At 67.9% G+C, this 26,105-nt stretch carries 25 protein-coding genes; 16 read left to right on the top strand and 9 right to left on the bottom strand.

The features are described from left to right. Positions 1-125: 125 nt before the first annotated feature. The 4 genes from ACSFA0_RS05515 to ACSFA0_RS05500 form a co-directional block, all read right to left on the bottom strand. Positions 126-1,709, bottom strand: a complete 1,584-nt coding sequence (locus tag ACSFA0_RS05515) for an ABC transporter substrate-binding protein (protein WP_435449214.1) — start codon at positions 1,707-1,709, stop codon at positions 126-128. A gap of 35 nt (positions 1,710-1,744) precedes the next feature. Next, positions 1,745-2,968 carry a M20 aminoacylase family protein gene (locus ACSFA0_RS05510; RefSeq protein WP_435449213.1) on the bottom strand — a complete coding sequence of 408 codons (1,224 nt, stop codon included), beginning with the start codon at positions 2,966-2,968 and terminating at the stop codon, positions 1,745-1,747. After that, on the bottom strand, positions 2,968-3,948 hold the full coding sequence (locus tag ACSFA0_RS05505; protein ID WP_435449212.1) for an ABC transporter permease: 981 nt from the start codon (positions 3,946-3,948) through the stop codon (positions 2,968-2,970). Before ACSFA0_RS05505 ends, ACSFA0_RS05510 begins: the two co-directional genes overlap by 1 nt. A 220-nt stretch (positions 3,949-4,168) precedes the next feature. Further along, the gene (locus ACSFA0_RS05500) at positions 4,169-5,344 is read right to left on the bottom strand and encodes a porin (protein WP_435449211.1); all 1,176 of its coding nucleotides are present in this window, start codon (positions 5,342-5,344) and stop codon (positions 4,169-4,171) included. A 272-nt stretch (positions 5,345-5,616) separates the two neighbouring features. Here ACSFA0_RS05500 and coq7 point away from each other — a divergent pair, with 272 nt between their 5' ends. Beyond that, positions 5,617-6,246 carry a 2-polyprenyl-3-methyl-6-methoxy-1,4-benzoquinone monooxygenase gene (gene coq7 / locus ACSFA0_RS05495; RefSeq protein ID WP_435449210.1) on the top strand — a complete coding sequence of 210 codons (630 nt, stop codon included), beginning with the start codon at positions 5,617-5,619 and terminating at the stop codon, positions 6,244-6,246. A 9-nt stretch (positions 6,247-6,255) separates the two neighbouring features. Here coq7 and ACSFA0_RS05490 read toward each other — a convergent pair whose 3' ends face one another. Next, positions 6,256-6,705 carry an OsmC family protein gene (locus ACSFA0_RS05490; RefSeq protein WP_435449209.1) on the bottom strand — a complete coding sequence of 150 codons (450 nt, stop codon included), beginning with the start codon at positions 6,703-6,705 and terminating at the stop codon, positions 6,256-6,258. On the opposite strand from ACSFA0_RS05490, the gene ACSFA0_RS05485 reads away from it, so the two are divergent. Next, the gene (locus ACSFA0_RS05485) at positions 6,656-6,916 is read left to right on the top strand and encodes a hypothetical protein (RefSeq protein WP_435450985.1); all 261 of its coding nucleotides are present in this window, start codon (positions 6,656-6,658) and stop codon (positions 6,914-6,916) included. The two genes, ACSFA0_RS05490 and ACSFA0_RS05485, sit on opposite strands and share 50 nt — an antisense overlap. 101 nt (positions 6,917-7,017) lie before the next feature. Continuing rightward, the gene (gene ilvA / locus ACSFA0_RS05480) at positions 7,018-8,571 is read left to right on the top strand and encodes a threonine ammonia-lyase, biosynthetic (RefSeq protein ID WP_435449208.1); all 1,554 of its coding nucleotides are present in this window, start codon (positions 7,018-7,020) and stop codon (positions 8,569-8,571) included. A gap of 21 nt (positions 8,572-8,592) precedes the next feature. Here ilvA and ACSFA0_RS05475 read toward each other — a convergent pair whose 3' ends face one another. After that, complete coding sequence (locus ACSFA0_RS05475) at positions 8,593-9,084, bottom strand: type II secretion system protein N (RefSeq protein WP_435449207.1); 492 nt, start codon at positions 9,082-9,084, stop codon at positions 8,593-8,595. A gap of 76 nt (positions 9,085-9,160) precedes the next feature. Between ACSFA0_RS05475 and gspG the strand changes: the two genes are divergently transcribed. The 13 genes from gspG (at position 9,161) to ACSFA0_RS05410 (ending at position 22,601) form a co-directional block, all read left to right on the top strand. Further along, entirely contained in the window at positions 9,161-9,601 is a 441-nt protein-coding gene (gspG, locus tag ACSFA0_RS05470) for a type II secretion system major pseudopilin GspG (protein ID WP_435450899.1), read from the top strand. Continuing rightward, a complete protein-coding gene (locus ACSFA0_RS05465; protein ID WP_435449206.1) occupies positions 9,576-10,088 on the top strand; it encodes a prepilin-type N-terminal cleavage/methylation domain-containing protein in 513 nt (170 codons plus the stop codon). Before gspG ends, ACSFA0_RS05465 begins: the two co-directional genes overlap by 26 nt. Then, on the top strand, positions 10,085-10,447 hold the full coding sequence (gene gspI, locus ACSFA0_RS05460; RefSeq protein WP_435449205.1) for a type II secretion system minor pseudopilin GspI: 363 nt from the start codon (positions 10,085-10,087) through the stop codon (positions 10,445-10,447). Before ACSFA0_RS05465 ends, gspI begins: the two co-directional genes overlap by 4 nt. Positions 10,448-10,449: 2 nt before the next feature. Next, a complete protein-coding gene (locus tag ACSFA0_RS05455; RefSeq protein ID WP_435449204.1) occupies positions 10,450-11,097 on the top strand; it encodes a PulJ/GspJ family protein in 648 nt (215 codons plus the stop codon). Next, positions 11,094-12,128 (top strand): type II secretion system minor pseudopilin GspK, encoded by a 1,035-nt coding sequence (gspK, locus tag ACSFA0_RS05450; protein ID WP_435449203.1) that lies wholly within the window; start codon positions 11,094-11,096, stop codon positions 12,126-12,128. Before ACSFA0_RS05455 ends, gspK begins: the two co-directional genes overlap by 4 nt. A gap of 137 nt (positions 12,129-12,265) precedes the next feature. Further along, positions 12,266-13,471, top strand: a complete 1,206-nt coding sequence (gspL, locus tag ACSFA0_RS05445) for a type II secretion system protein GspL (protein ID WP_435449202.1) — start codon at positions 12,266-12,268, stop codon at positions 13,469-13,471. Continuing rightward, a complete protein-coding gene (gspM, locus tag ACSFA0_RS05440) occupies positions 13,468-14,076 on the top strand; it encodes a type II secretion system protein GspM (RefSeq protein WP_435449201.1) in 609 nt (202 codons plus the stop codon). The genes gspL and gspM overlap by 4 nt, the downstream gene beginning before the upstream one ends. Before the next feature lie 7 nt (positions 14,077-14,083). After that, positions 14,084-14,881, top strand: a complete 798-nt coding sequence (gspN, locus tag ACSFA0_RS05435; protein ID WP_435449200.1) for a type II secretion system protein N — start codon at positions 14,084-14,086, stop codon at positions 14,879-14,881. 2 nt (positions 14,882-14,883) lie between these two features. Then, positions 14,884-17,151: a type II secretion system secretin GspD gene (gene gspD, locus ACSFA0_RS05430; RefSeq protein ID WP_435449199.1), complete on the top strand. Its 2,268-nt coding sequence runs from the start codon at positions 14,884-14,886 to the stop codon at positions 17,149-17,151. Positions 17,152-17,176: 25 nt separating this feature from the next. Then, positions 17,177-18,595, top strand: a complete 1,419-nt coding sequence (gene gspE, locus ACSFA0_RS05425; protein ID WP_435449198.1) for a type II secretion system ATPase GspE — start codon at positions 17,177-17,179, stop codon at positions 18,593-18,595. Position 18,596: 1 nt separating this feature from the next. Further along, a complete protein-coding gene (gene gspF / locus ACSFA0_RS05420; RefSeq protein ID WP_435449197.1) occupies positions 18,597-19,829 on the top strand; it encodes a type II secretion system inner membrane protein GspF in 1,233 nt (410 codons plus the stop codon). Positions 19,830-19,831: 2 nt separating this feature from the next. Then, on the top strand, positions 19,832-20,728 hold the full coding sequence (locus ACSFA0_RS05415; RefSeq protein WP_435449196.1) for a 5'-nucleotidase: 897 nt from the start codon (positions 19,832-19,834) through the stop codon (positions 20,726-20,728). 97 nt (positions 20,729-20,825) lie between these two features. Further along, complete coding sequence (locus ACSFA0_RS05410) at positions 20,826-22,601, top strand: ABC transporter ATP-binding protein/permease (RefSeq protein ID WP_435449195.1); 1,776 nt, start codon at positions 20,826-20,828, stop codon at positions 22,599-22,601. Here ACSFA0_RS05410 and queC read toward each other — a convergent pair. The 3 genes from queC to ACSFA0_RS05395 are packed head-to-tail and all read right to left on the bottom strand — an operon-like array spanning position 22,580 to position 26,064. Further along, positions 22,580-23,281 (bottom strand): 7-cyano-7-deazaguanine synthase QueC, encoded by a 702-nt coding sequence (queC, locus tag ACSFA0_RS05405; RefSeq protein WP_435449194.1) that lies wholly within the window; start codon positions 23,279-23,281, stop codon positions 22,580-22,582. The genes ACSFA0_RS05410 and queC overlap by 22 nt on opposite strands. A gap of 45 nt (positions 23,282-23,326) precedes the next feature. Then, positions 23,327-23,794, bottom strand: a complete 468-nt coding sequence (locus ACSFA0_RS05400) for a cyanophycin metabolism-associated DUF1854 family protein (protein ID WP_435449193.1) — start codon at positions 23,792-23,794, stop codon at positions 23,327-23,329. After that, positions 23,794-26,064, bottom strand: a complete 2,271-nt coding sequence (locus tag ACSFA0_RS05395) for a cyanophycin metabolism-associated ABC transporter (RefSeq protein WP_475539779.1) — start codon at positions 26,062-26,064, stop codon at positions 23,794-23,796. Before ACSFA0_RS05395 ends, ACSFA0_RS05400 begins: the two co-directional genes overlap by 1 nt. Positions 26,065-26,105: the final 41 nt, after the last annotated feature.

Below are 26,105 nucleotides of genomic sequence, written 5' to 3'. Positions count from 1 at the left end.
TCGCCGCATGATGGCGAGCAAAGCAAAGCCCGTTCGTGAAACGCCGCGGAACCGGCTCAGCCGGGCCGCTGGCGTTGCCCCTTGAGGGGGAACCGGCTACACGCAGTGCGCCGGATCGGGGGTGGTCACTTGACCGTCATCCACTTGTAGAACATGTAGTTGTCGGCCATCTGCGTGAGCGCCACCTTCTTGCTCACACCCCAGGCCAGCGACTGCTGATGCAGCGGCAGGTGACCGATGTCGGCGGTGTGCACATCGAACGCCTCCTTGATCAGCGCATCACGCTTGGTCTTGTCGGTTTCCGACTGGACCTTGACCGTCAGCTCGTCGAACTTCGGGTTGCAGTAGGCGCCGAGGTTGAACTGGCCGTCGCCGGCCTTGTCGTCCGGGCAGCGCATCAGGGCATTGAGCGCGTTGTGCGCGTCGTAGGTCGACGGCGTCCAGCCCAGCAGATAGAAGCTGGTGTCGCGGCGCAGGATCTTGGGGAAGTAGGTGCCCTTGGTCTCAGCAGCGAGGTTGATCTTGATGCCGATGCGTGCGAGGTTGGCAGCTACGGCCTGGCAGATCTGGCCGTCGTTCACATAGCGGTCGTTCGGGCAGTTCATCGTCACTTCGAAGCCGCTTGGGTAGCCCGCGTCGGCCAGCAGCTTCTTGGCCGCTTCCATGTCGTAGGGCAGCCGCTTGTCCTGCGCCTCGGTCCAGCCCGTGATGCCGGGGCCGACCATCAGCGCGGTGGGCCGCGATGCGCCGCGCATCACCGTACGCTGGATGCCGACGATGTCGATGCCTTGATAGAAGGCCTGGCGCACGCGCTTGTCCTTGAACGGGTTCTTGCCCTTCACGCTCGAATAGAGCAGTTCGTCGCGCTTCTGGTCCATGCCGAGAAAGATCGTGCGCAGCTCGGGGCCGACCACGGCGCGGGCGTTGGCACTGGCGTTCACGCGCGGGATGTCCTGGACGGGAATCGGCTCCATCACGTCGACTTCGCCCGAGAGCAAGGCCGCCACACGCGTCGACGGATTGGCGATGGGCGTGAAGATCACTTCCTGCACGTTGCCTTCGATCTTGCCCCAGTAGGTGCCGTTGCGGACGAACACGGTCCGCACGTTCGGCTGGCGTTCGCGCACGCGGAACGGACCGGTGCCGTTGGCCTTGAAGGACGCGGTGTTCTCGATGCCCTTGCGGCGATCGACCGGCTTCTCGGCGTTGTTCTCGATGCACCACTTCTTGCTCATGATCATGACGGTCGACAGAACGTCCGGCAGCACGGGGAACGGTGCCTTCGTCTCGATGTCGATGGTGTGGTCGTTGACCTTGCGCACTTCCTTGATGTCGTTCGTGTTGCTCTTCATGTCGGAGCCGTCGCCACCGGCGCGGGCAAGGCTGAAGAGCACGTCGTCGGCCGTGAAGGGCGTGCCGTCATGGAATTGCACACCCTTGCGCAGCTCGAAGCGCCAGACGCTGGGCGACACCTGCTTCCAGCTCGTCGCCAGGAGCGGCGCGAGGCTCAGGTCCTTGTTGCGGCCGGTGAGCGTCTCGTACACGTTGGCGGTGGTGGAGAGTTGCAGCGACTCGTTCAGCGAATGCGGGTCGAGCGACAGCGCGTCGCCCTGGTTGGCGATGCGGATGGTCTGCGCGCCGACCGACAAGCTGGCCGCGCACAGCGCAGACAGGACAGCGGTGGCGAGCACGGTGGATTTGAACTTCATGGAAAGACTCCTGACTGCGTTGAAAAAGCTGGAACTCAGTCCTGCGCGAGCGGCATACCCTGCTCCGCCAGGCTGGCGTGCAAGGCCGCACCGAGCGGCAGGATCTCGTCGTTGAAATCGTATCGGCTGTTGTGCAGCGAGGTGCTGCCGACGCCCCCCGCACCGCCCTGCCCGATGCGCAGGTAGGCGCCCGGCTTGACCTGCAGCATGAACGAGAAATCTTCCGCGCCCATGCTCGGCTCCATGTCGCGATCGACATGCTCGGCGCCCACCAGACGCTCGGCCACATCGGCCGCAAAGGCCGCTTCGCGCGGCGTGTTGATGGTGGCCGGATAGATGCGGTCGTAGTGCACGCTGGCGCTCGCGCCGAAGCCCAGCGCCACGCCGCTGCACAGCTCGCTCAGGCGGCGCTCGATCAGGTCTTGCACTTCGGGGTTGAAGGTGCGCACGGTGCCCACCAGCGTGGCCTTGCCGGGAATCACGCTGAAGGCGCCGAGGTCGCCGGCCTGCATCGCGACCAGGCTGAGCACGGCGCTGTCGATCGGCCGCACGTTGCGCGACACCAGGCTCTGCGCCGCGGTGATGATGTGCGCCGACACCAGCACCGGGTCGACCGTCTGGTAGGCATGCGCCCCATGGCCGCCGCGGCCGGTGACGTCGATGGTGACGCGATCGGCCGCCGCCATCATCGCGCCCATGTTGATGCCGACTGTGCCCGGCTTCATCGACGGCCAGTTGTGCATGCCGTAGACCGACTGCACCGGGAAGCGATCGAACAGGCCGTCTTCGATCATCACGCGGGCGCCGGCGAAGCCTTCTTCACCGGGCTGGAAGATGAGCACGGCCGTGCCGTCGAAGTGGCGGGTCTTGGCCAGGTAGCGGGCGGCGCCCACGAGCATGGTGGTGTGGCCGTCGTGGCCGCAGCCATGCATCAGACCCTGTTTGGACGACTTCCAGGTGAAGTCGTTGTGCTCGGTCATCGGCAGCGCGTCCATGTCGGCGCGCAGGCCGATCATGGCACCGCGCGTGTCGCGCTGGCCGCGGATCACCGCGACGAAGCCGGTCTTGCCGATGCCTTCGTGGATCTCGTCGACGCCGCAAGCCCGCAACGCTTCTTTCACGCGCGCGGCCGTGTAAACCTCTTCGAAGCCGAGCTCCGGGTGCGCATGCAACTCACGCCGCAGGGCAGTGAGCTCGGAATGGAATTCGGCGATATGGGCGAACGCGCGGCCCGACGGCTTGATGCGTGCGGCCTGCATCAGTGCCCCCCCGCCTTGCCGACGCGCAGCCGCGGGTCGACCGCGAAATACAGCAGGTCGACCACAAGGTTGATGACCACGAAGATCAGCGCGATCAGGCACAGGTAGGCGGACATCACCGGGATGTCGGCAAAGGTCACGGCCTGGATGAACAGCAGGCCCATGCCGGGCCACTGGAAGACGCTCTCAGTGATGATCGCGAAGGCAATCAGCCCGCCCAGCTGCAGGCCGGTGATGGTCATCACGGGCACCAGCGTGTTCTTGAGCGCGTGGCCGAAATGGATGGCGCGATTGCTAAGGCCTCGTGCGCGGGCGAACTTGATGTAGTCGGTGCGCAGCACCTCGAGCATCTCGGCGCGCACCAACCGCATGATCAGCGTGAGCTGGAAGATCGCCAGCGTTACGGCCGGCAGCACCAGGTGATGCCAGCCATCGCGCGTGAAGAGCCCGCTGGTCCACCAGCCGAACTGCACCGTGTCCCCACGACCGAAGCTCGGAAACCAGCCGAGATGCACCGCGAACACGAGGATCAGCAGGATGCCGATGAGGAAGGTCGGCAGCGAGACGCCCAAGAGCGACAGCGTCATGAAGAACTGGCTCATGAACGTACCGCGGCGCAGCGCCGTGTAGACGCCCATCGGAATGCCGACGGCGAGCGCCAGAACGGCCGCCACCAGCGCCAGCTCGAGCGTGGCCGGGAAGCGCTCACCGATCAGCCGGGACACCTTGGCGCCTTGACGCAGGCTCAAGCCGAATTCGCCCTGCACCGCATTGGAAAGGAAGTGCCAGAACTGCACGAAGAAGGGCCTGTCGAGGCCGAGATCGGCGCGCAGTTGGGCGATCTGCTCAGGCCGGGCGTCCTGCCCCAGCAAGAACACCACGGGATCGCCGACGTACTGGAACAACAGGAAGGAAATGAACGCCACAGCGACCATCACGATCGCAGCCTGAAACAGGCGACGGAGAACAAAAGCAAGCATTCAGGGGGGACGTTCCAGCGAAAGGGAAGATGGAATGCTAGCGAGCAAGCGCCATGCCCGCCCCCGGGTCAAGCGCGGTTGACAAGTGCAAGCCGTTGCGGTGCGCATGCACCATTCCGGGCACATGGGGTCGCCGAATCGCAGGCACAAAAAAAGTCGCCCGACTTGCGCCGGGCGACTCTTGAGTTCTTGACCAAAGCTGGCCGAGGCCAGCGAGGGATTAGAACGAGTGACGGATACCGAAGTCGAAGCCGTTGGCCTTGTCGGCCGTGCCAGCCAACGAGTAGCTCGGCGAACCACCAGCGGTCACAGCACCACCGGTGCCGACGCCGTAGTTCTTGTTCTTGATGAAGGCATAGGTCGTGTACAGAGCCGTGCGCTTCGACAGGTTGTGCACGTAGCCAATCGCGAACTTCTGCGACTTCGGATCAGCAACGCCGCTGTCCAGGTCAGCCTTGGCTTGCGAGTACGACACGCGGATCAGGCCAGCGCCGATGGGAGCCGTTGCACCCAGCAGGAAACCGTTGATCTTCGGATCGATATCGAGGCCAGGAGCAGCGTATTCGAACGAGTTCTTGACTTGCGACACTTCGCCGAACAGCTTGACCATGCCCAGGTCATAAGAAGCGCCCAGGTTCAGGGTCTTCGCTTGGACTTCCAGAGCGGCGGTGTCGGTCGTCACGCCTTGGCCGTAAGCCACTGCGACGTCCAGCGGGCCGTTGGCGTAGCCGAAGCGGCCACCAGCGTACTGGCCACCCTTGCTCTTGAAGCCGCCGTCGGTGCTCAGGTTTTCATGGAAAGCGTATTGCAGCTGACCGTAGAAACCACCGAGGTTCGGCGGCAGGAAGTAACCGACGCTGTTGCTCGAACGAACGTAGTTGTTGTCAACCGGCGAACCCAGGGCGCTCAGCACCGAGTTGTGCGTGTTGTTGATGATGTTCGTGCCAACGCCGTTGGTGCCGAACGGATCGAACGTGGTGTCGTTCCAGAAGCTAGGCGTGAAGTCACGACCCAGACGCACTTCACCGAATGCGCCCGACAGGCTGACGGTCGAACGACGGTTGAAGAAGATCGTGCTAGACGTGGTCGTGCCCGAGGTGTAGCCGGTGCCACCCGTGGTGCCGTTGTCGTTGCCGAGTGCGCCTTCGAGCCAGAAGCCAGCAGCCAGACCGCCACCCAGGTCTTCCGTGCCACGGAAGCCGATACGGCTGGAGTTGTAGCCCGAGTTCGTCAGGCCCCACTGCTTGCTCTTCACGCTGTCGCCGTTAGGCAGCTTGGTCTTGGCGTCGTAGTAGCTCACGCCGGCGTCAACGATACCGAACAGGGTCACCGACGATTGAGCCGAGGCGGCACCGGCAGCAGCCAGAACAGCCAGAGCAACTAGGGATTTTTTCATTGCAAGTTTCTCCAAGGTTAAACATAGGGCTCCGGTGCAGAGGGCGCACTGTGCTGAACACTTTGTGCTCCCACCGGACCCCGGGCCAACCTCCTTTTGGGAAGTTGTAGCTATTGCACCAGAGCCGCCGCAGCAGAGCAAAAGAATTCACTTGAAATCTCGAAAGGGTCGGCGGTTTCGTTGCAGGGCCGCAACAAGCATGCGACAGCGGTGTGTCCGGTGATGTGGGCCCCGCACCCGGCTTTCACCCGCGATCAGGTCAGAATAGGCACATGCCTCTGACTACCGATTCGATGCTGATCGCCGCCGATGCCGCATTGCGAACGCTTTTTGCCAAGCCGCATGCGAACCGACCGGCGCCGCTCCCCAGCAGCCCGCCAACGCCGTTGAGCGATGCCGACCGAAAGGAAGCGGGCGCTCTGATGCGCGTGAACCATGTCGGCGAGGTGTGCGCCCAAGCGCTCTACACCGCACAGGCCGCGGCCACGAAGGACCCGGTACTGCGGGCCCACCTCCTGGCGGCTTCCGAAGAGGAGACCGATCACCTGGCCTGGACCCGGCAGCGGCTGGACGAACTGGGCGCCCACCCTTCCCGTCTCAACCCCCTCTGGTATGCGGGCGCCTTCGGTCTGGGTTTGATCGCCGGGCGGCTGGGCGACCCGATCAGTCTCGGCTTCGTGGCCGAGACCGAGCGCCAGGTCGAAGCCCACCTCGACGGGCACATGCGCAAACTGCCGACGGGCGACACCGCTTCTCGCGCCGTGGTGGCACAGATGAAGCTCGACGAAGCCCGCCATGCCGCGGAGGCCCTCGATGCGGGCGGGCGGGAGCTTCCGCCCCCTGTGAAGGGCCTGATGCGCATGGCCGCACGGGTCATGACGACGGTCGCGCACCGCATCTGAACGAAGGCGTCATACCTCGATCAGGTCGAAACTGGTGGTGATGTCCGCCATCTTGCCGAGCATGATGCTGGCCGAGCAGTAGGTCTCGTGGCTCAGGGCGATCGCCCGCTCGACGGCCGCCGGCGGGATGCCCTTGCCCGCCACCGTGAAGTGCATGTGGATCTTGGTGAAGACTTTCGGGTCCGTTTCGGCCCGTTCGCTGGTCAGCTTGACGCTGCAGCGCTCGACCTGGTGGCGACCGCGCTTGAGGATGAGCACCACGTCGTACGCCGTGCAGCCGCCGGTGCCGGCCAACACGGTTTCCATCGGGCGCGGCGCCAGGTTACGGCCACCGTTCTGCGGCTTCCCCGCATCCGGGGCGCCGTCCATGACCAGGACGTGGCCACTGCCGGTCTCGGCCACGAAGCCCATGGACGAATCGGTCCCTGCGTTGCCGGTCCAGCTGACTGTGCATTCCATATCTGTTCGAACTCCAAAGAAGAAACGTGCGCTCCTCACGAAAGCCGATGCGATCTGTGTGGGAAAAGCGTCAGCGCTTGTTGCATTGCAACAAACACCCGATATACTTTATTTCATGGCGCGCTTTCCGGAGTGCGCACCGGTTGTCTCCTCCACCCTCTCAATTGGTGGATTTAGCCCCGAGTCGCAAGACTCGGGGCTTTTTTCTTGAGGCGCCGGGCCGCCCAAGGCGAAAGGCTCCCCCCGGGGGCAGCGACCCGCGCAGCGGCGGAGCGTGGGGGCCCCCTACCTCACGCCTATCATCGGCACCCCATGAGCACGCCCACCCCGCCCCTCGCCCCCGCCGACTATCTCAAGCGCATCCTGACCGCGCGCGTCTACGACGTGGCCGTCGAGTCGGCGCTGGAGCCGGCGCGCGCGCTCAGCGCACGGCTGGGCAACACGGTGCTGCTCAAGCGCGAAGACCAGCAGCCGGTGTTCAGCTTCAAGCTGCGCGGTGCGTACAACAAGATGGTACGGCTCACCGCGGCGCAACTCGCCAAGGGCGTCATCTGCGCCTCTGCTGGCAACCATGCGCAGGGCGTGGCGCTCAGCGCGCGCACCCTCGGGGCCCGCGCCGTGGTCGTCATGCCGGTGACCACGCCGCAGCTGAAGGTCGACGCGGTACGCGCGCTCGGCGGCGACGTCGCGCTGTTCGGCGACAGCTACTCCGACGCCTATGCCCACGCGCTGGAACTCCAGCAGGCCCAGGGACTGACCTTCGTCCATCCGTTCGACGACCCGGACGTGATCGCCGGCCAGGGCACCATCGCGATGGAGATCCTGCGCCAGCACCAGGGCCGGCTCGACGCCGTGTTCGTCGCGATCGGCGGCGGCGGGCTGATCTCGGGCGTGGCGAACTACATCAAGGCGGTGCGCCCCGAGATCAAGGTGATCGGCGTGCAGATGAACGACTCCGACGCAATGATGCAGTCGGTGGCGGCGCACGAACGGGTCACGCTGGCCGATGTCGGCCTGTTTTCCGACGGCACCGCGGTGAAGCTCGTCGGCGAGGAGACCTTCCGCATCGCACGCGAGCTGGTAGACGAATTCATCACCGTCGATACCGACGCGGTCTGCGCCGGCATCAAAGACGTCTTCATCGACACGCGCAGCATCGTCGAGCCGGCCGGTGCCCTGGCCGTGGCGGCGATCAAGCAGTACGTCGAGAAACACCAGGCACAAGGCGAGACCTACGCGGCGATCCTGTGCGGCGCGAACATGAACTTCGACCGCCTGCGCTTCGTGGCCGAGCGCGCGGAAGTCGGCGAGGAGCGCGAGGCGCTGTTCGCCGTCACGATCCCCGAAGCCCGCGGCAGCTTCCGCCGCTTCTGCGAACTGGTGGGCGAGCTGCCGGGCGCGTCGCGCAACGTCACCGAGTTCAACTACCGCATCAGCGACACGAAAGAGGCGCACGTCTTCGTCGGCCTCACGACGACGGTGCGCGGCGAATCGACCACCATTGCGCACACCTTTGTCGCGCACGGCTTCGGCGCGATCGACCTGACGCACGACGAGCTCGCCAAGGAACACATCCGCCACATGGTTGGCGGCCGGACCGGCCTCGCGCACGACGAGCGCCTGCTGCGCTTCGTCTTCCCCGAGCGGCCGGGTGCCTTGCTGAAGTTCCTGAGCCTCATGCGGCCGAACTGGAACATCAGCCTCTTCCACTACCGCAACCAGGGCGCCGACTACGGCCGCATCCTGGTGGGGTTGCAGGTGCCGGCGGCCGACCACGGCGCGTTCGAGGATTTCCTCAAGACGCTGGGTTATCCGTACGTGGAAGAAACTGGCAACCCGGTCTACCGCCTGTTCCTGCAGGCCTGAGCCCGCAGAAGACGAGCAGGCTCAGTTGCCCGCAGTGACCGGCGTCGGCGCCGCCGGCACCGCCATCGGGCGCACCGGCAGCTGCAAGGTGATCGCCGTCGGTCCGTCGTAGCTGCCCCCCAGCGCCGCGCTGCGCGGACCGACCGACTGCAGCACGAAGCCGTCCGCCAGCATGCTGCCGACCCGGAAGGGCCGCGCGGGCTTGCCGTCGACAGCGATCAGCGCAGCGCCGTGCTGCGCGGTGTCGGCCACCACGCCCAGCAAAGAGAAGCGGCTTGCGGCCTCGGGCGCGGCAGCGACCTCGGTCTTCGCCGTGACCACGCCGAACATGCGCGCGACGGCTGCCGGGTCGATGGCCGCTGTCGTGGCACGCGCCACGGGTGGCGGCACCATCGCATCGGCCGGCGCCGCCAACCGCAGCCCCCAGAACACGACGCTCGCCGCCGCCAGCGCCCAGAGGCCCAGCGTGGTGGTGGCCACGGGCCAGCGCGAAGAGGCGTAGGGAAGCGTCATGGGGGCGGATTATCATGCACGCAACGCCGCCAAAGGCGACAACCCCATGTCAGTCGACGACCGCCACCCCTTGCCCATGCCATCCTTCCGCCGCCCCTTCGCACGCGCCTTGCAACGCGGCTTCACGCTCATCGAACTGATGGTGGTGCTCGTCATCATCGGCGTGCTGGCCGCGTTGATCGTGCCCAACGTGATCGGCCGCGCCGACGACGCGCGCGCCACCGCCGCCAAGACCGACGTCAACAACCTGATGCAGGCGCTGAAGCTCTACCGGCTCGACAACCAGCGCTACCCGACGGCGGAGCAGGGTCTGCAGGCGCTGCTCGCACGGCCGACCTCCGGCCCGGCCGCCCCCAACTGGAAGCCCTACGTCGAAAAGCTGCCGAACGATCCGTGGGGACGCCCCTACCAGTACCTCAACCCGGGCATCAAGGGCGAGATCGACGTGCTCTCGCTCGGCGCCGACGGCCAGCCCGGCGGCGAAGGCAACAATGCCGACATCGGCAGCTGGCAATAACCGGACTCGCCAGCCTGGGCCCGTCGGCGCTGCGCCACGCCGCCGTCGCGCCGGCTTCACGCTGCTCGAACTGCTGGTGGTGATCGCCATCATCGCCATGGCCACGGCCGGCGTCGGCCTGGCTTTGCGCGATTCCGGCCAGGTGACGCTCGACCGCGAGGCGGATCGCCTGTCGGCCCTGCTGGAATCGGCCCGCGCCCAGTCGCGCACCAGCGGCACAGTGGTTTTCTGGCGACCGACGCCGCAGGGCCCGCGTGGCTTCGTCTTCGACGGCCTGCCGCCGGGCACGCTGCCGAGCGACTGGCTGGCCGAGGGCATCAGCGCCCAGCCGGCGACGGCCGACGGTCGGCTGCTGCCGGCGCTGCAGCTGGGGCCGGAACCGATCATCGCGCCGCAGCAAGTGCTGCTGACCAGCGACACCCTGCCGGTGCGCACCCTGCGCATCGCCACCGATGGCCTGCGCCCCTTCGCCGTGGTTGCGCCATGACGCGACGCGCCGCCGGCTTCACGCTGATCGAGGTGCTCGTGGCGCTGGCCATCGTCGCCATTGCACTGGCCGCGGGCACGCAGGCCACATCGGCCCTCACCCGCAACGCCCAGCGGCAGACCGACGTGATGCTGGCGCAGCTGTGTGCCGAGAACGAGCTGACCAAAGCACGGCTTTCGACGCAGATGCCGGCGGTCGGCACCGGCACCGTGGTGTGCACGCAGGCCAACGTGGCCTTCACGGTGGCCGTGTCGACCACGCAGACGCTCAATCCCAACTTCCGCCGCGTCGACGTGCGCGTGCGCGACGCGGCAGATGCGCAGATCCTTCAGGTGTCCACGGTGGTGGGACGGTACTGACCATGCGCCGTCGTCACCTCCTGGGCTTCACGCTCATCGAACTCATGGTCGCCATCGCGGCCATGGCGTTGCTGGCGATGATGAGTTGGCGCGGGCTGGACGGCATGACGCGCGCGCAGACCGTCACGCAGGCGCGCGGCGATGCGGTGCTCACACTGCAGACCACGCTGTCGCAGTGGGCGACCGACCTGGACGCGACCATCGTGCTCACGCAGCTGCAGCCGATCGACTGGAGCGGCAGCGCATTGCGCATCACCCGCCGCGGCGGCGACAGCACCCGGCCCACGGTGGTCGTGGTGGCGTGGGCGCTGCGCACCGATGCGGCCACCGGCACGCAATGGCGCCGCTGGCAGTCGCCCGAGGTCACGACGCGCGCCGACTGGCAACAGGCCTGGGAACGCGCCGCCACCTGGGCACAGGACGGCCGCAGCGGCGCGGGCGGTGCCGAACTCACGCTCATGCCGCTCGAAAGCTGGCAGCTCTCGTACTTCCGCAACGGCGTCTGGACGCCTGCGGTCAATGCCGAAGGCATGGCGAACGCCATCCCCGACGGCATCCGCCTGGTGCTGAACCTGCCGCCGGGCAATGGCCTGACCGGCGTGCTGACGCGCGACTGGGTGCGGCCGACCGCTGCGGTGCCCAAGTCATGAGCATGCGCACGCACCTCGCGCACCGCCCGCGCCCACCCCGCCAGGCCGGCGCTGCCCTGCTGGCTGCGATGCTCACGGTCACGCTGGTCGCGACTTTCGCGGCGGGTGCGCTGTGGCAGCAGTGGCGCGCGACCGAAATCGAAGCGGCCGAGCGCGCCCGCGTGCAGGCCGCCTGGGTGCTGATCGGCGCGCTCGACTGGTCACGGCTGATCCTGCGGGAAGACGGGCGGTCGGGCAGCGCGACCAGCGGCACCGACAACCTGAGCGAGCCGTGGGCGGTTCCGCTCGAGGAAGCGCGGCTGACGAGCTTCCTGGCCGGCGACAAGAACGTCTCGGCCGACGAGCTCGACGGCCTGCCCGACGCCTTCCTCTCGGGCCGCATCGTCGATGCGCAATCCAAGCTCAACGTGATGAACCTGGTGGACAACGGCAAGCCGGTGCCCGCGGCGGTGGCGTCGTTCACCAAACTGTTCGAGCTGCTGGGCTTGCCGACGCAAGAGGTCTCGGTCATGACCAGCGCCTTGCAGCGTGCCAAGCCGGCGCCGGTCGACCCGGCGGCAGCCCGCGGCGTCTCGGCCGCCGCGCCGACCGACGACAGCACGGCACCGCTGATTCCGCAGCAGCTTGCGCAGATCGTCTGGCTCGGCGTCTCGCCGAGCACGGCCGCCGCGCTGGCACCTTACGCCACCGTGCTCCCGGTCAAGACCACGCTCAACGTCAACACCGCGAGCGGGGAAGCTCTGTTCGCGGCGGTGCCCGAACTCGATCTGGCCGGTGCACGGCGCGTGGTGCTGCAACGCGCCAGCGGCTATTTCAAGTCGACGGCGGACGCTTTCCCGGCGACCGGCACCAAGCCCCTCGACACCACGGCGCTCGGCGTCGGCACCGCCTTCTTCGAGGTCCACGGGCGCCTGCGGCTGGAAAACCACTGGGTCGACGAGCATTCGCTGGTGCGGCGCAACGGCACCGACCTGAGCATCCTCTGGCGCGAACGTGGCGCCGGCACCACGGAGATTCCCGGCAAATTGTGAACCCGGACGTGCTGACACAGTTTTAAGTTAAAAAACCCTGCCGAAGTGCGTCTGGATTGCCTGGATCGCTATCAAGTCCATAGCGATTTCGCACCTCCGACTTCTACAATGGCGACCCCTTTCTTCCGACCGACTCCATGCCGCTTCTGATCGTCACCCTCCCACCCCCACTGGTTCCGGCCGGCGGCGAGTTCGGCTGGGTGATGTGGTCCAGCGATGGGCGCAAGTACCGATCGCGCGGCAGTTCCCTGCCCTCGCTGCTGCCGACGAGCGACGACGTGGTGCTGGCATTGCCCGCTGCGGCACTGTCGTGGCATCAGATCACGTTGCCGCAGGGCAGCCTGAGCAGCGCAGCGCGACTGCGCGCGGTGCTCAACGGGCTGCTCGAAGACCGCCTGCTCGACGAGCCCGACAGCCTGCATTTCGCGCTCGAGCCCGACGCCGCCGTCGGCAAGCCGGTCTGGGTGGCGGCCTGCAACCGCGCCTGGGTGCGCGGCGCGGTGCAGTCGCTCGAATCGGCCGGCCGCCGCGTCACGCGCATCGTTCCCGAATTCGCCCCGCAACCGCCCGGTGCGCCGCCGATGGTGTTCGCGACCGGCGATGCCGACGACGCCTTCATCACCGTCTGCGACACCCAGGGTGTGCTCACGCTGCCGCTCGACAGCGCCGGCCTGACGGCGATGGGCGCCCTGCCCGACGGTGCCAATGTGCTGGCCGAGCCGGCCGTGGCCGAGCTGGCCGAGAGCCTGCTGGGACGACCCGTACCGATCGTGAAGCCGGCCGTGCGCTGGCTCGAAACCACGCGCACCGGCTGGGATCTGGCCCAGTTCGACCTCGCCTCCACCGGGCGCGCCCGTGCCAGCAAGAAGCTCGGTGCGATCGTGCAGACCCTGTGGCGCGCGCCGCAATGGCGGGCCGCGCGCTGGGGGGCCCTGGTGCTGGTGCTGGCGCAGCTCATCGGCGTGAACGCGTGGGCCTGGAAGGAGCGCAACGCGCTCGAGGCCAAGCGCGGCAGCATCCGCAGCATCCTCGCGCAGACCTTTCCGTCGGTGCAGATCTACGAACCGCTGGTGCAGATGACGCGCGAAGTCGCCACCCTTCAACAGGCCACCGGCGGCATGTCGCCGGCCGACCTCGAACCGATGCTCGCGGCCCTGGCCGCCAGCCTGCCGGCCGGCAAGCTGCCCACCGCCATCGACTACAGCGCCGGCCAACTGCGGCTGCGCGGCCTCGCACTCGGCATGGCCGACACCAATGCGCTGTCGACGACGCTGGCTTCGCGCGGCTACAACGCGCGCAGCGAAGGCGACCTGCTGCTGGTGCAGGCCGAGGCCGCCCGATGAACACCTGGATAGAAACCCTGCAAGCCCGTTGGCAGGCGTGGTGGCCCGAGCTCGCCCCGCGCGAGCAGCGCATGGTCATGGTCGCCGGCACGCTGGTGACACTCGCATTGGTCTGGTGGGTCGCGCTGGCACCCGCCCTGCGCACGTTGGCGACCGCGCCGGCCGCCCACGCCGAACTCGATGCGCAGCTCCAGCAGATGGCGGCGCTGCAGCTCCAGGCCAAGGCACTGCAGGCGCAGCCGCGCGCCAACCGCGAAGACGCGCTGCGCGCGCTCGAAACCTCGGTGCGCCAGGGCCTGGGGCCGAACGCCCAGATCCAGGTCGCCGGTGCAGGTGCCGGCGAAGGCGTGCTGGTCACACTGCGCGCCACGCCGGCCGATGGGCTCGCACAATGGCTGGCCCAGGCCCGCGGCAACGCCCGCGCGGTGCCGCGCGAGGTGCACCTGACACGCACGCAAGGCGGCGCACCCGTGCCCGGTCGCTCGGCCGGCGCCTTCCCGAGCGGACCCGGCGCCGCCACCGCGGCGGCAGCGAACGCAGCCGCTGCCGCCGACACCCGGGTGCGCTGGGACGGCACGCTGGTCATGAACCTGCCGGCGCGCTGAGCACCCGATGGCCACCTCCCCCGCTTTGCAATCTCCTGTTTCGCACGGCTGGCGTTGGGCGCTGCTCGGCCTGGTGCTCGGATGCGCTGCTGCGCTGACCGTATACGCGCCGGCACGGTGGCTGGCCGCGGCGCTGGCCGGCGCGACGGGCGACCAGCTGCAGCTCGTCAACGCACGCGGGACCGTCTGGAGCGGCACGGCCGGCGTGGTGTTCTCCAGCGGCGCCAGCGGTGCCGAATCCATCTCGCTGCCCGGCCTGCTCGACTGGACGCTGCGACCACGCTGGGGGGCGCTCGACGCTACGCTGCGCCTGCCCTGTTGCGCGCCGCAGCCGCTTCGCCTCTTGGTGCGGCCCGGCGCCGGTGGCGCGCAGCTCGACTGGCGCGACGGCACGTCCCGCTGGCCGGCCGCAATGCTCAGCGGCTTCGGCGCGCCATGGAACACGCTCAAGCCCGAAGGCACGCTCGACCTGGCCACGCAGGGCCTGGTCCTGGAATTCAAGGGCGACCAGCTCGGCGTCGCCGGGCGCGCCACGCTCGACGCGACCGACATCTCGTCGAGCCTCTCCACACTGCGGCCGATGGGCAGCTACCGCGTCACCGTCGACGGCGGCCCGACGCCGACCCTGCTGCTGACCACGCGCGAAGGCAGCCTGCAGCTCAACGGCAGCGGCCGCTGGAACGGCCGCGCCATGCGCTTCGACGGCGAGGCCAGTGCGGCCACGGGCCGCGAAGACGCCTTGTCGAACTTGTTGAACATCATCGGGCGGCGCCAAGGGGCGCGCTCGCTCATCACACTGGGTTGACCATGAAGCCATTCCCCTCCTTCGGCACGCGCATGGGCCTCGTCGCCCTGGCAGCGCAGCTGCTGCTGACGACCGGCATCGCACCGGCCTTCGCGCAGGACGGCGCACCGCGCCGCGGCGAACCAATCACGCTGAACTTCAACAACGCCGAGATCGAATCGGTGGCGCGCACCATGGCCGTGATCACCGGCCGCGACGTGGTGGTCGACCCGCGCGTCAAGGGCACGATCAACCTGCAGACCGACCGCGCCATCGCGCCCGCCGCGGCCTTCAACCAGTTCGCCGCCGCACTGCGCCTGCAGGGCTTCGCGGTGGTGCAGGCCGACGGGCTCTACAAGATCGTGCCGGAAGCCGACGCCAAGCTGCAGAGCAGCGCCGTGACCACCTCGATCGGCGCCGCCGCCAACCTGAGCGGCAACCAGATCGTGACGCAGGTCTTCAAGCTCAACTACGAGGCCGCCAACAACCTGCTGCCGGTGCTGCGCCCGCTGATCGCGCCGAACAACACCATCAACGTGAACCCCGGCAACAACTCGCTGGTGATCACCGACTACGCCGAGAACATGCGTCGCCTGGCGCGCATCGTGGCCGCGCTCGACGTGCCGAACGCGTCGGACATCGAGGTCATCCCGCTGAAAAACTCGATCGCTACCGACATGGTGCCGCTGGTGACGCGGCTGATCGAAGGCGGCAGCAGCACCGGCCCGGCCGCTGGCGCGCCCGGCACCGTCGACGCCACCTTCCGCACCACGCTGCTAGCCGACCCGCGCAGCAACTCGCTGATCCTGCGTGCCGCCAACCCGGCACGTGCGCAGCTGGTGCGCACGCTGGTCGCCAAGCTCGACCGGGCGCCCGAGCAGGGCAGCAACGGCGACGCCGGCAACATCTACGTCGTCTATCTGAAGAATGCCGATGCGGTGAAGCTCGCCACGACGCTGCGCGCGGCCATGTCGAGCGACGCACGCGGCGGCGCCGGCAACACCGCGGGTGGGGCCAATGCCTTCGCCACCACGGGAGCCGCCCAGCAGCAGCCCACCAGCCTCAACCAGAATCAGCAGGGATTGGGCGGCGGGCTCAGCAGCGCCGCCACGGCGCCGCTGAACAACAACAATCAGCCCTCCACCGGTGGCCAGATCCAGGCAGACCCCACCACCAACTCGTTGATCATCACCGCGTCGGAGCCCCAGTACCGCCAGCTTCGCGCCGTGATCGATCGCCTCGATGGCCGGCGGGCCCAGGTCATGGTCGAGAGCCTGATCATCGAGGTCAACGCCAACAAGGCCGCCGAGTTCGGCATCCAGTGGCAGACCGCCATCGGCGCCACCGGGGCCGTGGGCACCAACTCCAGCCTGGCCGGCGCCAACATCTTCAACCTGAGCTCGGCCACCTCGAGCACCGGTGTGGCGCAGCAGCCGTCGAGCGGCTTCAACATCGGCCTGGGCACCACGATCGCCGGTGGCAACGTGCTGGGCCTGGTGGCACGGGCATTGCAGAGCAACGGCGAAGGCAACGTGCTGTCGACGCCCAACCTGCTCACGCTGGACAACGAAGAAGCGAAGATCATCATCGGCCAGAACGTGCCCTTCGTGACCGGGCAGTACGCCAGCACCAACGGCAACAGCTCGACCGTCAACCCCTTCACCACCGTCGAACGCAAGGACGTGGGCCTGACGCTACGCGTGAAGCCGCAGATCAACGAGAACGGGACGATCAAGATGCAGATCTTCCAGGAGGTCTCGAGCGTCGATCAATCCACGCGGGCCGACGTGAACGGGCCCACCACCAACAAGCGCAGCATCGAGTCGAACGTTCTGGTGGAGAACGGCAGCATCGTGATGCTCGGCGGTCTGCTGCAGGACGAGTACTCCGGCGGCACGGAGAAAGTACCTTTGCTGGGTGATGTGCCGATCCTCGGCAACCTGTTCAAGAGCGAGGTGCGCAGTCGCAAGAAGACCAACCTGATGGTCTTCCTGCGGCCGGTCGTGATGCGCGACGGCCAGAGCACCAATGCATTCGCGGTCGACCGCTACGATGCGATCCGCACGATGCAGCAGACCACCCAGCCCGAGAACAGTTTCGTGCTGCGCGGCGTGGACGAATCGGCGGTCCTGCCGCCGCTGCCCGAATCGAGCGACGGCGACCGCCGCATCGAAGGCACGCGGCTGATCCCGCCGCCGTTGGCGCCGGCGAGTTCGCAGCTCGGCTCGAGTCCGCTCCGGGGCACGTTGCCGCCGACAGCCGACCCGGCGAGCCGCCGCGAACTGCCCTGACCACGTCTCGCAAGCCACGACCGCAATGCGCTACCCCCTGCCCTACGCCTTTGCGCGTGCCCAGCAACTGCTGTTGGAAGAAGCCGACGACGGCAGTTGCACGTTGTGGATGCCTCGCACGCCGCCGCGCAGCGCGCTGGGCGAGGTGTCACGCCGCTTCACCATCAAGGCCTTCGAACCGCTGCCGGCCGACCAGCTGGCGCAGCGCATCAGCGCGGCCTATGCCAAGGGCGAATCGAACGCCGCCACGGTGGTGAGCGAGGTGCAGGGCGAGGCCGACCTGTCGCGCATGATGCAGGAGCTGCCCGCGGTCGAAGACTTGCTCGAGTCGGCGGGCGACGCCCCCATCATCCGCATGCTCAATGCGCTGCTGACGCAGGCGGCGCGCGACGGCGCCAGCGACATCCACATCGAGCCCTACGAGCGCACGTCGTCGGTGCGCTTCCGCATCGACGGCACGCTGCGCGAAGTGGTGCAGCCGAACCGCGCGCTGCATGCCGCGCTGATCTCGCGACTGAAGATCATGGCTGACCTCGACATCGCCGAGAAGCGCCTGCCGCAGGACGGCCGCATCTCGCTGCGCATCGGCACCCGCGCGGTCGACGTGCGCGTGTCGACGCTGCCCAGCGCGCACGGCGAACGCGCGGTGTTGCGTCTCCTGGACAAGAACGAAAGCAAGCTCACGCTCGAATCGGTGGGCATGCTCGGTGACACGCTGGCGCGCTTCGAGACGTTGATCTCGCAGCCGCACGGCATCATCCTGGTGACCGGCCCCACGGGCTCGGGCAAGACCACCACGCTGTACTCGGCGCTGGCCCGGCTCGACGCGAGCCGCAGCAACATCATGACGGTCGAGGACCCGATCGAGTATGAGCTGGCGGGTGTCGGCCAGACGCAGGTCAACGCCAAGATCGAGCTCACCTTCGCCAAGGCCCTGCGCGCGATCCTTCGGCAGGACCCGGACATCATCATGATCGGCGAGATCCGCGACTTCGAGACCGCGCAGATCGCCATCCAGGCCTCGCTCACCGGCCACCTGGTGCTGGCCACGCTGCACACCAACGATGCGGTCAGCGCGGTGACACGGCTGACCGACATGGGCGTCGAACCCTTTCTGCTGAGCTCGTCGCTGCTGGGCGTGCTCGCGCAGCGCCTGGTGCGCAAGATCTGCCCGGTCTGCGCCGCGCCGTCCGACAACGGCGAGTTCGCGCCGGTGGGCTGTGAGGCGTGCGGCCACACCGGCTACCAGGGCCGCACGGGCATCTTCGAGCTGCTGGTGGCCGATGACACGGTGCAGTCGCTGATCCACAGCCGCGCACCCGAGAGCCAGATCTTCGTGGCGGCCGAACGCGGCGGCCTGCGCTCGATGCGCGAAGACGGAGAGCGCCTGGTGCAAGCCGGCGTCACCTCGCGCGCCGAGCTGATGCGCGTGACCCGAGACTGACGTGCCCGCCTATTCCTTCGAGGCAATCGACGACCAGGGCAACCCGCGCAGGGGCGTGCTCGAGGCCGAGACCGCGCGCACGGCGCGAGGCATGCTGCGCGCGCAGAAGCTCATTCCTCTGGAAGTCACGGTCGTCGGCAATGCCGCCGCGCAGCGCAAGGAAAGCGGCGGATGGCGCCGCTTCATCGGCGGCGGGCGCGTCTTCAGCACCACCGAGCTCGCGGTGTGGACGCGGCAGATCGCCGGGCTCGTGTCGTCCGGTCTGCCGCTGGAGCGCGCGCTGACAGCCCTGACTGACGAGGCCGAGCGCGAGAACCAGCGCAACCTGGTCGCGTCGCTGCGCGCGGAAGTCAACGCCGGCTCGCCCTTCGCGCGCGCGCTGGCGCAGCACCCGCGCGAGTTCTCGCCCATCTACACCGCCGTGATCGGCGCCGGCGAGCACAGTGGCAACCTCGGCCTGGTGCTCGAACGTCTGGCTGACGACCTGGAAGAGCGCCAGGCGCTGCAGCAGAAGCTGGTCGGCGCGGCGCTGTACCCAGCCATCGTCACACTGGTGGCGATCGTCATCGTGATCTTCCTGGTGAGCTACGTGGTGCCGCAGGTGGCCAACGTGTTCGCCGGCACCAAGCGTGCGCTGCCCTTCCTCACCGTCGCGATGCTGGCCATCAGCGACTTCGTGCGCAACTACGGCTGGGCGATGCTCGTCGCCATCGTGGTCGGCGTGGTGGCGCTGCGCACCGCACTGGCGCGGCCCGCTTTCCGCGAGAAGTTCGACGCCGCCTGGCTCACACTGCCGCTGGTGGGCAAGCTGGCGCGCGGCTACAACGCGGCGCGCTTCGCCAGCACGCTCGCGATGCTGGCGACCGCCGGCGTTCCGATCCTGCGCGCGTTGCAGGCGGCTGCCGAAACGCTGGGCAACCGCGCCATGCGCGCCGATGCGCTCGACGCGCTGGTGCTGGTTCGCGAAGGCGCGCCGCTGGCCTCGGCCCTCGCGCAGAAGAAGCGCTTCCCCGGCATCGTCTCGATGTTCGCGCGCCTGGGCGAACAGACCGGCACGCTGCCGCTGATGCTCCAGCGCGCGGCCACGCAACTGGGCGCCGAGGTGCAGCGCCGCGCGATGCACCTGGCCACCATCCTCGAGCCGCTGCTGATCGTCGGCATGGGCGGTGTGGTGATGCTGATCGTGCTCGCCGTGCTGATGCCGATCATCCAGCTCAACCAGTTCGTGAAGTAGCCATGGCCGCAACGCTCGACGACAAGCTGGTGGTGGCGATCTCCTCGAGGGCACTGTTCAACCTCGAAGAAGAGAACCGCCTCTTCGAGTCCGGCGACCCCGACGGCTACATGCGGCTGCAGTACGAGCGGCTCGACGTGCCGGCGCAACCGGGCATCGCGTACTCGTTGGTGCAGAAGCTGCTTCGCTTCAACGACGACGGCGTGCAGCGCGTCGAGGTCGTGATCCTCTCGCGCAACGATCCGGTGTCGGGCATGCGCATCTTCCGCTCCAGCACCGCCGCCGGCATCAAGCTGCAGCGCGGCGTGTTCACGCAAGGGCGTGCGCCCTTCGGCTACCTTCGGCCGCTGCGCGCGCATCTCTTTCTCTCCGTCAACGCCGAGGACGTGCGCGAGGCGCTGCATGCCGGCTTTCCCGCCGCGCGCGTGCTGGTCGAATCGGTGAAGGCCAGCGATGCCTTCCCGAATGAAGTGCGCATCGCCTTCGACGGCGACGCGGTGCTGTTCAGCGACGAGGCCGAGCGTGTGTTCCAGGCCGAGGGGCTCGACGCCTTCCAACTGCACGAATCGAGCAAGGCCCAGTTGCCGCTTCCCGAAGGTCCCTTCAAGCCATTGCTCGCCGCGCTGCATCGGCTGCAGATGGCGGGCAATGCGTCGATGCGCATCCGCACCGCGCTCGTCACGGCACGCAGCGCACCGGCCCACGAGCGCGCCATCCGCACGCTGATGAACTGGAACGTGCGCGTCGACGAGGCGATGTTCCTGGGCGGCCTGCCCAAGGGCGAATTCCTGCGCGAGTTCGAGCCCGACTTCTTCTTCGACGACCAGACCGGCCACGTCGACGCTGCCGCACGGCACGTGCCTTCGGGCCACGTGTCCAGCGGGATCAGCAACCCCTGAACGACATCGGGCGGCGGCTTAAGCCTCGCCTCAGCGAGTCAGCGCGGCGCGACGCTAGGATGTGCGCATCGCGCCCCAGGGCGCCCACGATGACTGCATGCCGATGTCCGAACCCGCGCGATCCACCTCCCTCCTCGACACCCTGCGCCGCATCGGAAAGCTCGCCGCACCGTACTTCAGCGCCGAGGAAAAATGGATGGCGCGGCTCATGCTCGCGACCATCGTCGTGCTGAATCTGCTGGCGGTCTACATGCTGGTGCTCAACAACCAGTGGTTCGGGCGCTTCTACGACGCGCTGCAGAACAAGGACCAGGCGGTCTTCTGGCGCGAGATCGGCGTGTTCTGCTGGATCGCTGCCGGCTTCATCGTGATCGCCATCCTGAAGTTCTATCTCACGCAGATCCTGCAGATGCGCTGGCGCGCTTGGATGACGCGCAACTACCTCGGCCGCTGGATGGCCGACCACACCTTTTACCGGCTGGAGCTCGCGCGCTACGCGACGTCCGGCGGTGATGCGCCGACGCCGGACAACCCCGACCAGCGCATCCAGGAGGACATGCAGATGTTCACCGACTACACGATGACGCTGTCGATGGGACTGCTCAACGCGGTGGTCACGCTCGTCAGCTTCATCGGCATCCTCTGGACGCAGAGCGGCACAGCCAGCTTCACGCTGGGTGGCCATGCGTTCACGATCCCGGGATCGATGGTGTGGATCGCATTGATCTACTGCGCCGTCGGCACCGCCATCACGCACCTGATCGGCCGGCCGCTGATCGGGTTGAACTTCCAGCAGCAGCGTTACGAAGCCGACTTCCGGCATCACCTGGTGCGGGTGCGCGAATACAGCGAAGCGATCGCGCTGGACCGTGGCGAGAAGGTCGAGCACGGGCAGCTCGACCTGCGCTTCGGGGCCGTGCTGAAAAACTACCTGCAGCTGATCAAGGCGCAAAAGAACCTGGTGGCGTTCACCGCGTCGTTCGGCCAGGCGTCGGTGATCTTCGCCTTCATCGTTCAGGCGCCGCGCTTCTTCAGCGGCGCCATCCAGCTGGGCCAGCTGATGCAGGTGAACTCGGCCTTCGGCCGCGTGCAGGATTCGCTCAGCTGGTTCGTCGACAACTACGACCGCGTGGCCGTCTGGCGCGCCACCGCCGACCGGCTGACCACCTTCGATGCCGCGATGCGGGCCCATGCCGATGCGTCGCCGGCGCTGTCGCGCGAGATCGGTGCAACGGACGGCCTGAGCGCGACCGAACTCGACGTCGCCCTGCCCGACGGCACGCTGCTGATGCAGCACGCGGCACTCACGCTCGCGCCCGGCGACACCGTGCTGCTGCAGGGCCCGTCGGGCAGTGGCAAGTCGACGCTGTTCCGCACCTTCGCGGGCATCTGGCCCTTCGCGCGCGGGAGCGTCGCACTGCCCGAAGATGCGATGTTCATTCCGCAGCGGCCCTATGTGCCGGACGGGCGGCTGCGCGATGCGCTGGCGTACCCGCGCCCGGCCGCGGATTACGACGATGCGCAGCTGAAGGCCGCCCTCGACGACGCGCTGCTGCCGGCACTGGCCGATCGGCTCGACGACACCGACACTTGGAGCCAGAAGCTTTCGGGCGGCGAGCAACAGCGCCTGGCGATCGCGCGCGTGCTGCTGCGCAAGCCGCGCTGGCTGTTCGCCGACGAAGCGACCAGCGCGCTCGACACGGCCGCCGAGGAAACGCTCTACCGCCGGCTTTCGGCCGATGTGAAGGCCGCGGGCGGCGCCATGGTGTCGATCGCGCACCGCGCCTCGGTGGGCGCCTTCCACGACAAGCGCTGGACGCTGGTGCCGTCGACCGAGGGCGCCGCGGCGCGCTACACCGTCGCGTCGACGTAGCGCGCCCACCCCGCGGCGCGCAGCTCGCACGCCGGGCACGCACCGCAGCCATAGCCCCAGGCGTGCCGCTGCGTGCGGTCGCCCTGGTAGCAGGTGTGGGTCTCCTCGACGATGAGGTCGACCAGCGCATCGCCGCCGAGCCGGTGCGCCATCGCCCACGTCTGCGCCTTGTCGATCCACATCAGCGGCGTCTCGATCACCAGGCGGCGGTCGAGGCCGAGCGAGAGCGCCAACTGCATCGCCTTCATCGTGTCGTCGCGGCAATCGGGGTAGCCGGAGTAGTCAGTTTCGCAGACGCCGGTGACGATCACCTGCAGCCCGCGGCGGTAAGCCAAGGCGCCGGCCAGCGTGAGGAAGAGCAGGTTGCGCCCCGGCACGAAGGTGTTGGGCAGGCCGTCGGCCTGCATGGCGAAGGCGACCTCGTCGGTGAGGGACGAGCCGCCGATCTGCGAGAGCGAATCGACGTTCAGCACATGGTCGTCGCCGAGCCGCGGCGCCCACGCGGGGAAGCGCTCGCGCAGTTGCGTGCGCACCGTCTGACGCACGTCCATCTCGATGCGGTGGCGCTGGCCGTACTCGAAGCCCAGCGTCTCGACGCGCTCGTAGCGCGACAGCGCATCGGCCAGGCAGGTGGTCGAGTCCTGACCGCCGGAGAAGAGAACGAGGGCGGTGGTGTGCATGGGCGTTTCCTTGGATCGCTTGAATCAGACGCCCAAGTTTCGCAGCTAGAGAAAGCGTTCCAGCAGCTTGCGAGACGGGCGGTCCAGCGCCTTCACGTCGGGGATGCGGAACTGCACCCCATGCGCGCTGGCGATCAGCAACGCGCCACCCTCCAGCCGTCGGATGTCCTCTTCAGCCTTGAGCACGAAGCTCGTCTCGCCGCGGTCGGTGCTCACCTGCCAGGTGCTGGGCACGCCGAAGCTCGACACCTTGTGCAGCTTCAGGAGCGTCGGTGCGAAGTCGCGTGCGGCGAGCTCCGCGTCGAGCAGCGCGCGGTTCGCCGCGGGCAGTGCGTCGATGCGGTCGACCCACACGCACTCGCGCCCGTCGGCGCCGACCAGCGACAGCCCTTCGCCGGGCGCGCTCAGCGGAAAGGCGCGCACCGGCACGATGCCTTCGTGGCGCTGGCCTTGCGCGTCGATCAGGACCAGGCGACCGAAGGCGTCGCGTTCGAGTTGAAAGTCGATCGGCATCACGCGTCTCCTGCGGGATGCGCCGCATGGTTGCTCAGGGCGACCGCGACGCCGGTGCGCTCGGCCACCGCGCCGTCGCTCGCTTCTTCATCGGCTTGCCGCAGCTGCGCCTGGTAGAGCCGCCAGTACGCGCCCTCCTTCGCCATCAGCGCGTCATGCGGGCCGACCTCGACGATCTCGCCGCGGTCCATCACGACCAGGCGGTCGGCCTTGCGCAGCGTCGACAGGCGGTGGGCGATGGCGATGGTGGTGCGACCCTTCACGAGGTTGTCGAGCGCCTTCTGGATCTCCTTCTCGGTCTCGGTGTCGACGGCCGACGTGGCCTCGTCGAGGATCAGGATGCGCGGGTCGATCAGCAGTGCGCGCGCGATGCTGATGCGCTGGCGCTCGCCGCCCGACAGCCCCTGGCCGCGCTCGCCCACCAGTGAGTCGTAGCCATGCGCGAGGCGCAGGATGAAGTCGTGCGCATGCGCGGCGCGCGCGGCCGCGACGATCTCCTCGCGCGTCGCATCCGGCTTGCCGTACGCGATGTTCTGCGCGATGGTGCCGAAGAAGAGGAAGGGCTCCTGCAGCACCAGCCCCACGTGGCGCCGGTAGTCGGCCACGGCAAAGCGGCGGATGTCGGTGCCGTCGACCAGGATCGCGCCGTCGGTCACGTCGTAGAAGCGGCAGATCAGGTTGACCAGCGTGCTCTTGCCCGAGCCGCTGTGGCCGACCAGCCCGATCATCTCGCCAGGTTCGATGACCAGATCGAGATCACGGATAACGGCGCGCGAGCCGTAACGGAAGCCCACGTCCTTCATCTCGATGCGGCCCGACACCCGCCCGACCTTCACCGGATTCACGGGCTCGGGCACGTTGCTCACATGGTCAAGGATGTCGAAGATGCGCTTGGCGCCGGCCGCGGCCTTCTGCGTGACCGACACGATTCGGCTCATCGAATCGAGCCGCGTGTAGAAGCGGCCGATGTAGGCGATGAAGGCCGTCAGCACCCCCACGGTGATGCGGCCGCGCGCCACCTGCCAGATGCCGAAGCCCCACACCACCAAGAGGCCGATCTCGGTGAGCAGCGATACGCTGGGCGTGAACAGCGACCAGGTCTTGTTGAGCTTGTCGTTGACCTGCAGGTTGTAGGCGTTGGCGGCGTGGAAGCGGTCGGCCTCGCGCTTCTCCTGCGCGAAGGCCTTCACCACGCGAATGCCGGGGATGGTGTCGGCCAGCACGTTGGTCACCTCGCTCCACACGCGGTCGATCTTCTCGAAGCCGGTGCGCAGCCGATCGCGCACCACATGGATCATCCAGGCGATGAAAGGCAGCGGCACCAGCGTGACGACCGCCAGCAACGGGTTGATGGAGACGAGGATGACGGCCGTCATCACGATCATCAGGACGTCGGTCAGGAAGTCGAGCGCATGCAGCGACAGGAACACGTTGATGCGGTCGGTCTCGGAGCCGATGCGCGACATCAGGTCGCCGGTGCGCTTGCCGCCGAAATAGTCCAGCGGCAGCGTCAGCAGGTGCTCGTAGGTGGTGGTGCGCAGGTCGGCGCCGATGCGCTCGGACACCAGCGCGAGCAGGTAGGTGCGCGCCCAGCCCAGCCCCCAGCCGGTGAGCGCAGCCGCCAGCAACGCAGCCAGGAACATCACGACCTTGCCGACCGGGATCTGCTGCCCGTTCTGAAAAGGGATCAGGATGTCGTCCATCAGCGGGATCGTCAGGTACGGCGGCACCAGCGTGGCGGCGGTCGAGGCGAGCGTGAGCAGGAAACCGGCGAGGAGCTGCTTGCGGTACGGCCTGGCGAAGCGGCCGAGGCGCAGCAGCACCCAGGTCGAAGGCGGCGCCTGCAGTTCGGGCTCGGCGCCGGCCAGTTCGTCGCCATCGATCGGCGCCGGGCTGGCCGCGCCGGCGATGCGCTGGTCGAACAGCTTGAGCAGGCGCAACGCGGCCGGTTGCTGCGCCAGCGTGAAGCGCCAGCGCGCGAGCCGGCCCTGCGGCCCCAACAGGTCGAGCGTGCCGACGCCGGCGTGGTCAGCCAACTGCAACTGGAGCTCTGGGGCGAGCGCCCACTCACGCCACACACCCTCTGGTCCTTGGTCGAGCAGCCGCCGGTCGGTGAGGGCCAGCAGGCCCTGCGCAAACTGAAGTTCGCCGTCGAGGTCAACCGCAAGTGTTGCCAGAACGTTCTCGGCGGCTATCAGCCGGCTTTTCAGCGCGCCTGGAGCCGTTCCCGCTTCGCCCTCCGGGGTACCGACTGGATCGTGATGTTGCATTGTGTTTCTGTGTCTGGGACCCGCCGCGGGCTGCCTGAAGG

The sequence above is a fragment of the Variovorax restrictus genome, assembly GCF_051216715.1.
Lineage (GTDB): Bacteria > Pseudomonadota > Gammaproteobacteria > Burkholderiales > Burkholderiaceae_C > Variovorax.
Note: the sequence above shows the minus strand (reverse complement) of the source record. Positions and strands in the feature narration are given on the sequence as shown.

Bases quoted from the DNA above. Each gene is read 5' to 3' on its own strand.
- ACSFA0_RS05515 (WP_435449214.1), bottom strand. From the start codon at position 1,709: ATGAAGTTCAAATCCACCGTGCTCGCCACCGCTGTCCTGTCTGCGCTG.
- ACSFA0_RS05510 (WP_435449213.1), bottom strand. From the start codon at position 2,968: ATGCAGGCCGCACGCATCAAGCCGTCGGGCCGCGCGTTCGCCCATATC.
- ACSFA0_RS05505 (WP_435449212.1), bottom strand. From the start codon at position 3,948: ATGCTTGCTTTTGTTCTCCGTCGCCTGTTTCAGGCTGCGATCGTGATG.
- ACSFA0_RS05500 (WP_435449211.1), bottom strand. From the start codon at position 5,344: ATGAAAAAATCCCTAGTTGCTCTGGCTGTTCTGGCTGCTGCCGGTGCC.
- coq7 (WP_435449210.1), top strand. From the start codon at position 5,617: ATGCCTCTGACTACCGATTCGATGCTGATCGCCGCCGATGCCGCATTG.
- ACSFA0_RS05485 (WP_435450985.1), top strand. From the start codon at position 6,656: ATGGACGAATCGGTCCCTGCGTTGCCGGTCCAGCTGACTGTGCATTCC.
- ACSFA0_RS05490 (WP_435449209.1), bottom strand. From the start codon at position 6,705: ATGGAATGCACAGTCAGCTGGACCGGCAACGCAGGGACCGATTCGTCC.
- ilvA (WP_435449208.1), top strand. From the start codon at position 7,018: ATGAGCACGCCCACCCCGCCCCTCGCCCCCGCCGACTATCTCAAGCGC.
- ACSFA0_RS05475 (WP_435449207.1), bottom strand. From the start codon at position 9,084: ATGACGCTTCCCTACGCCTCTTCGCGCTGGCCCGTGGCCACCACCACG.
- gspG (WP_435450899.1), top strand. From the start codon at position 9,161: ATGCCATCCTTCCGCCGCCCCTTCGCACGCGCCTTGCAACGCGGCTTC.
- ACSFA0_RS05465 (WP_435449206.1), top strand. From the start codon at position 9,576: ATGCCGACATCGGCAGCTGGCAATAACCGGACTCGCCAGCCTGGGCCC.
- gspI (WP_435449205.1), top strand. From the start codon at position 10,085: ATGACGCGACGCGCCGCCGGCTTCACGCTGATCGAGGTGCTCGTGGCG.
- ACSFA0_RS05455 (WP_435449204.1), top strand. From the start codon at position 10,450: ATGCGCCGTCGTCACCTCCTGGGCTTCACGCTCATCGAACTCATGGTC.
- gspK (WP_435449203.1), top strand. From the start codon at position 11,094: ATGAGCATGCGCACGCACCTCGCGCACCGCCCGCGCCCACCCCGCCAG.
- gspL (WP_435449202.1), top strand. From the start codon at position 12,266: ATGCCGCTTCTGATCGTCACCCTCCCACCCCCACTGGTTCCGGCCGGC.
- gspM (WP_435449201.1), top strand. From the start codon at position 13,468: ATGAACACCTGGATAGAAACCCTGCAAGCCCGTTGGCAGGCGTGGTGG.
- gspN (WP_435449200.1), top strand. From the start codon at position 14,084: ATGGCCACCTCCCCCGCTTTGCAATCTCCTGTTTCGCACGGCTGGCGT.
- gspD (WP_435449199.1), top strand. From the start codon at position 14,884: ATGAAGCCATTCCCCTCCTTCGGCACGCGCATGGGCCTCGTCGCCCTG.
- gspE (WP_435449198.1), top strand. From the start codon at position 17,177: ATGCGCTACCCCCTGCCCTACGCCTTTGCGCGTGCCCAGCAACTGCTG.
- ACSFA0_RS05415 (WP_435449196.1), top strand. From the start codon at position 19,832: ATGGCCGCAACGCTCGACGACAAGCTGGTGGTGGCGATCTCCTCGAGG.
- ACSFA0_RS05410 (WP_435449195.1), top strand. From the start codon at position 20,826: ATGCCGATGTCCGAACCCGCGCGATCCACCTCCCTCCTCGACACCCTG.
- queC (WP_435449194.1), bottom strand. From the start codon at position 23,281: ATGCACACCACCGCCCTCGTTCTCTTCTCCGGCGGTCAGGACTCGACC.
- ACSFA0_RS05400 (WP_435449193.1), bottom strand. From the start codon at position 23,794: ATGCCGATCGACTTTCAACTCGAACGCGACGCCTTCGGTCGCCTGGTC.
- ACSFA0_RS05395 (WP_475539779.1), bottom strand. From the start codon at position 26,064: ATGCAACATCACGATCCAGTCGGTACCCCGGAGGGCGAAGCGGGAACG.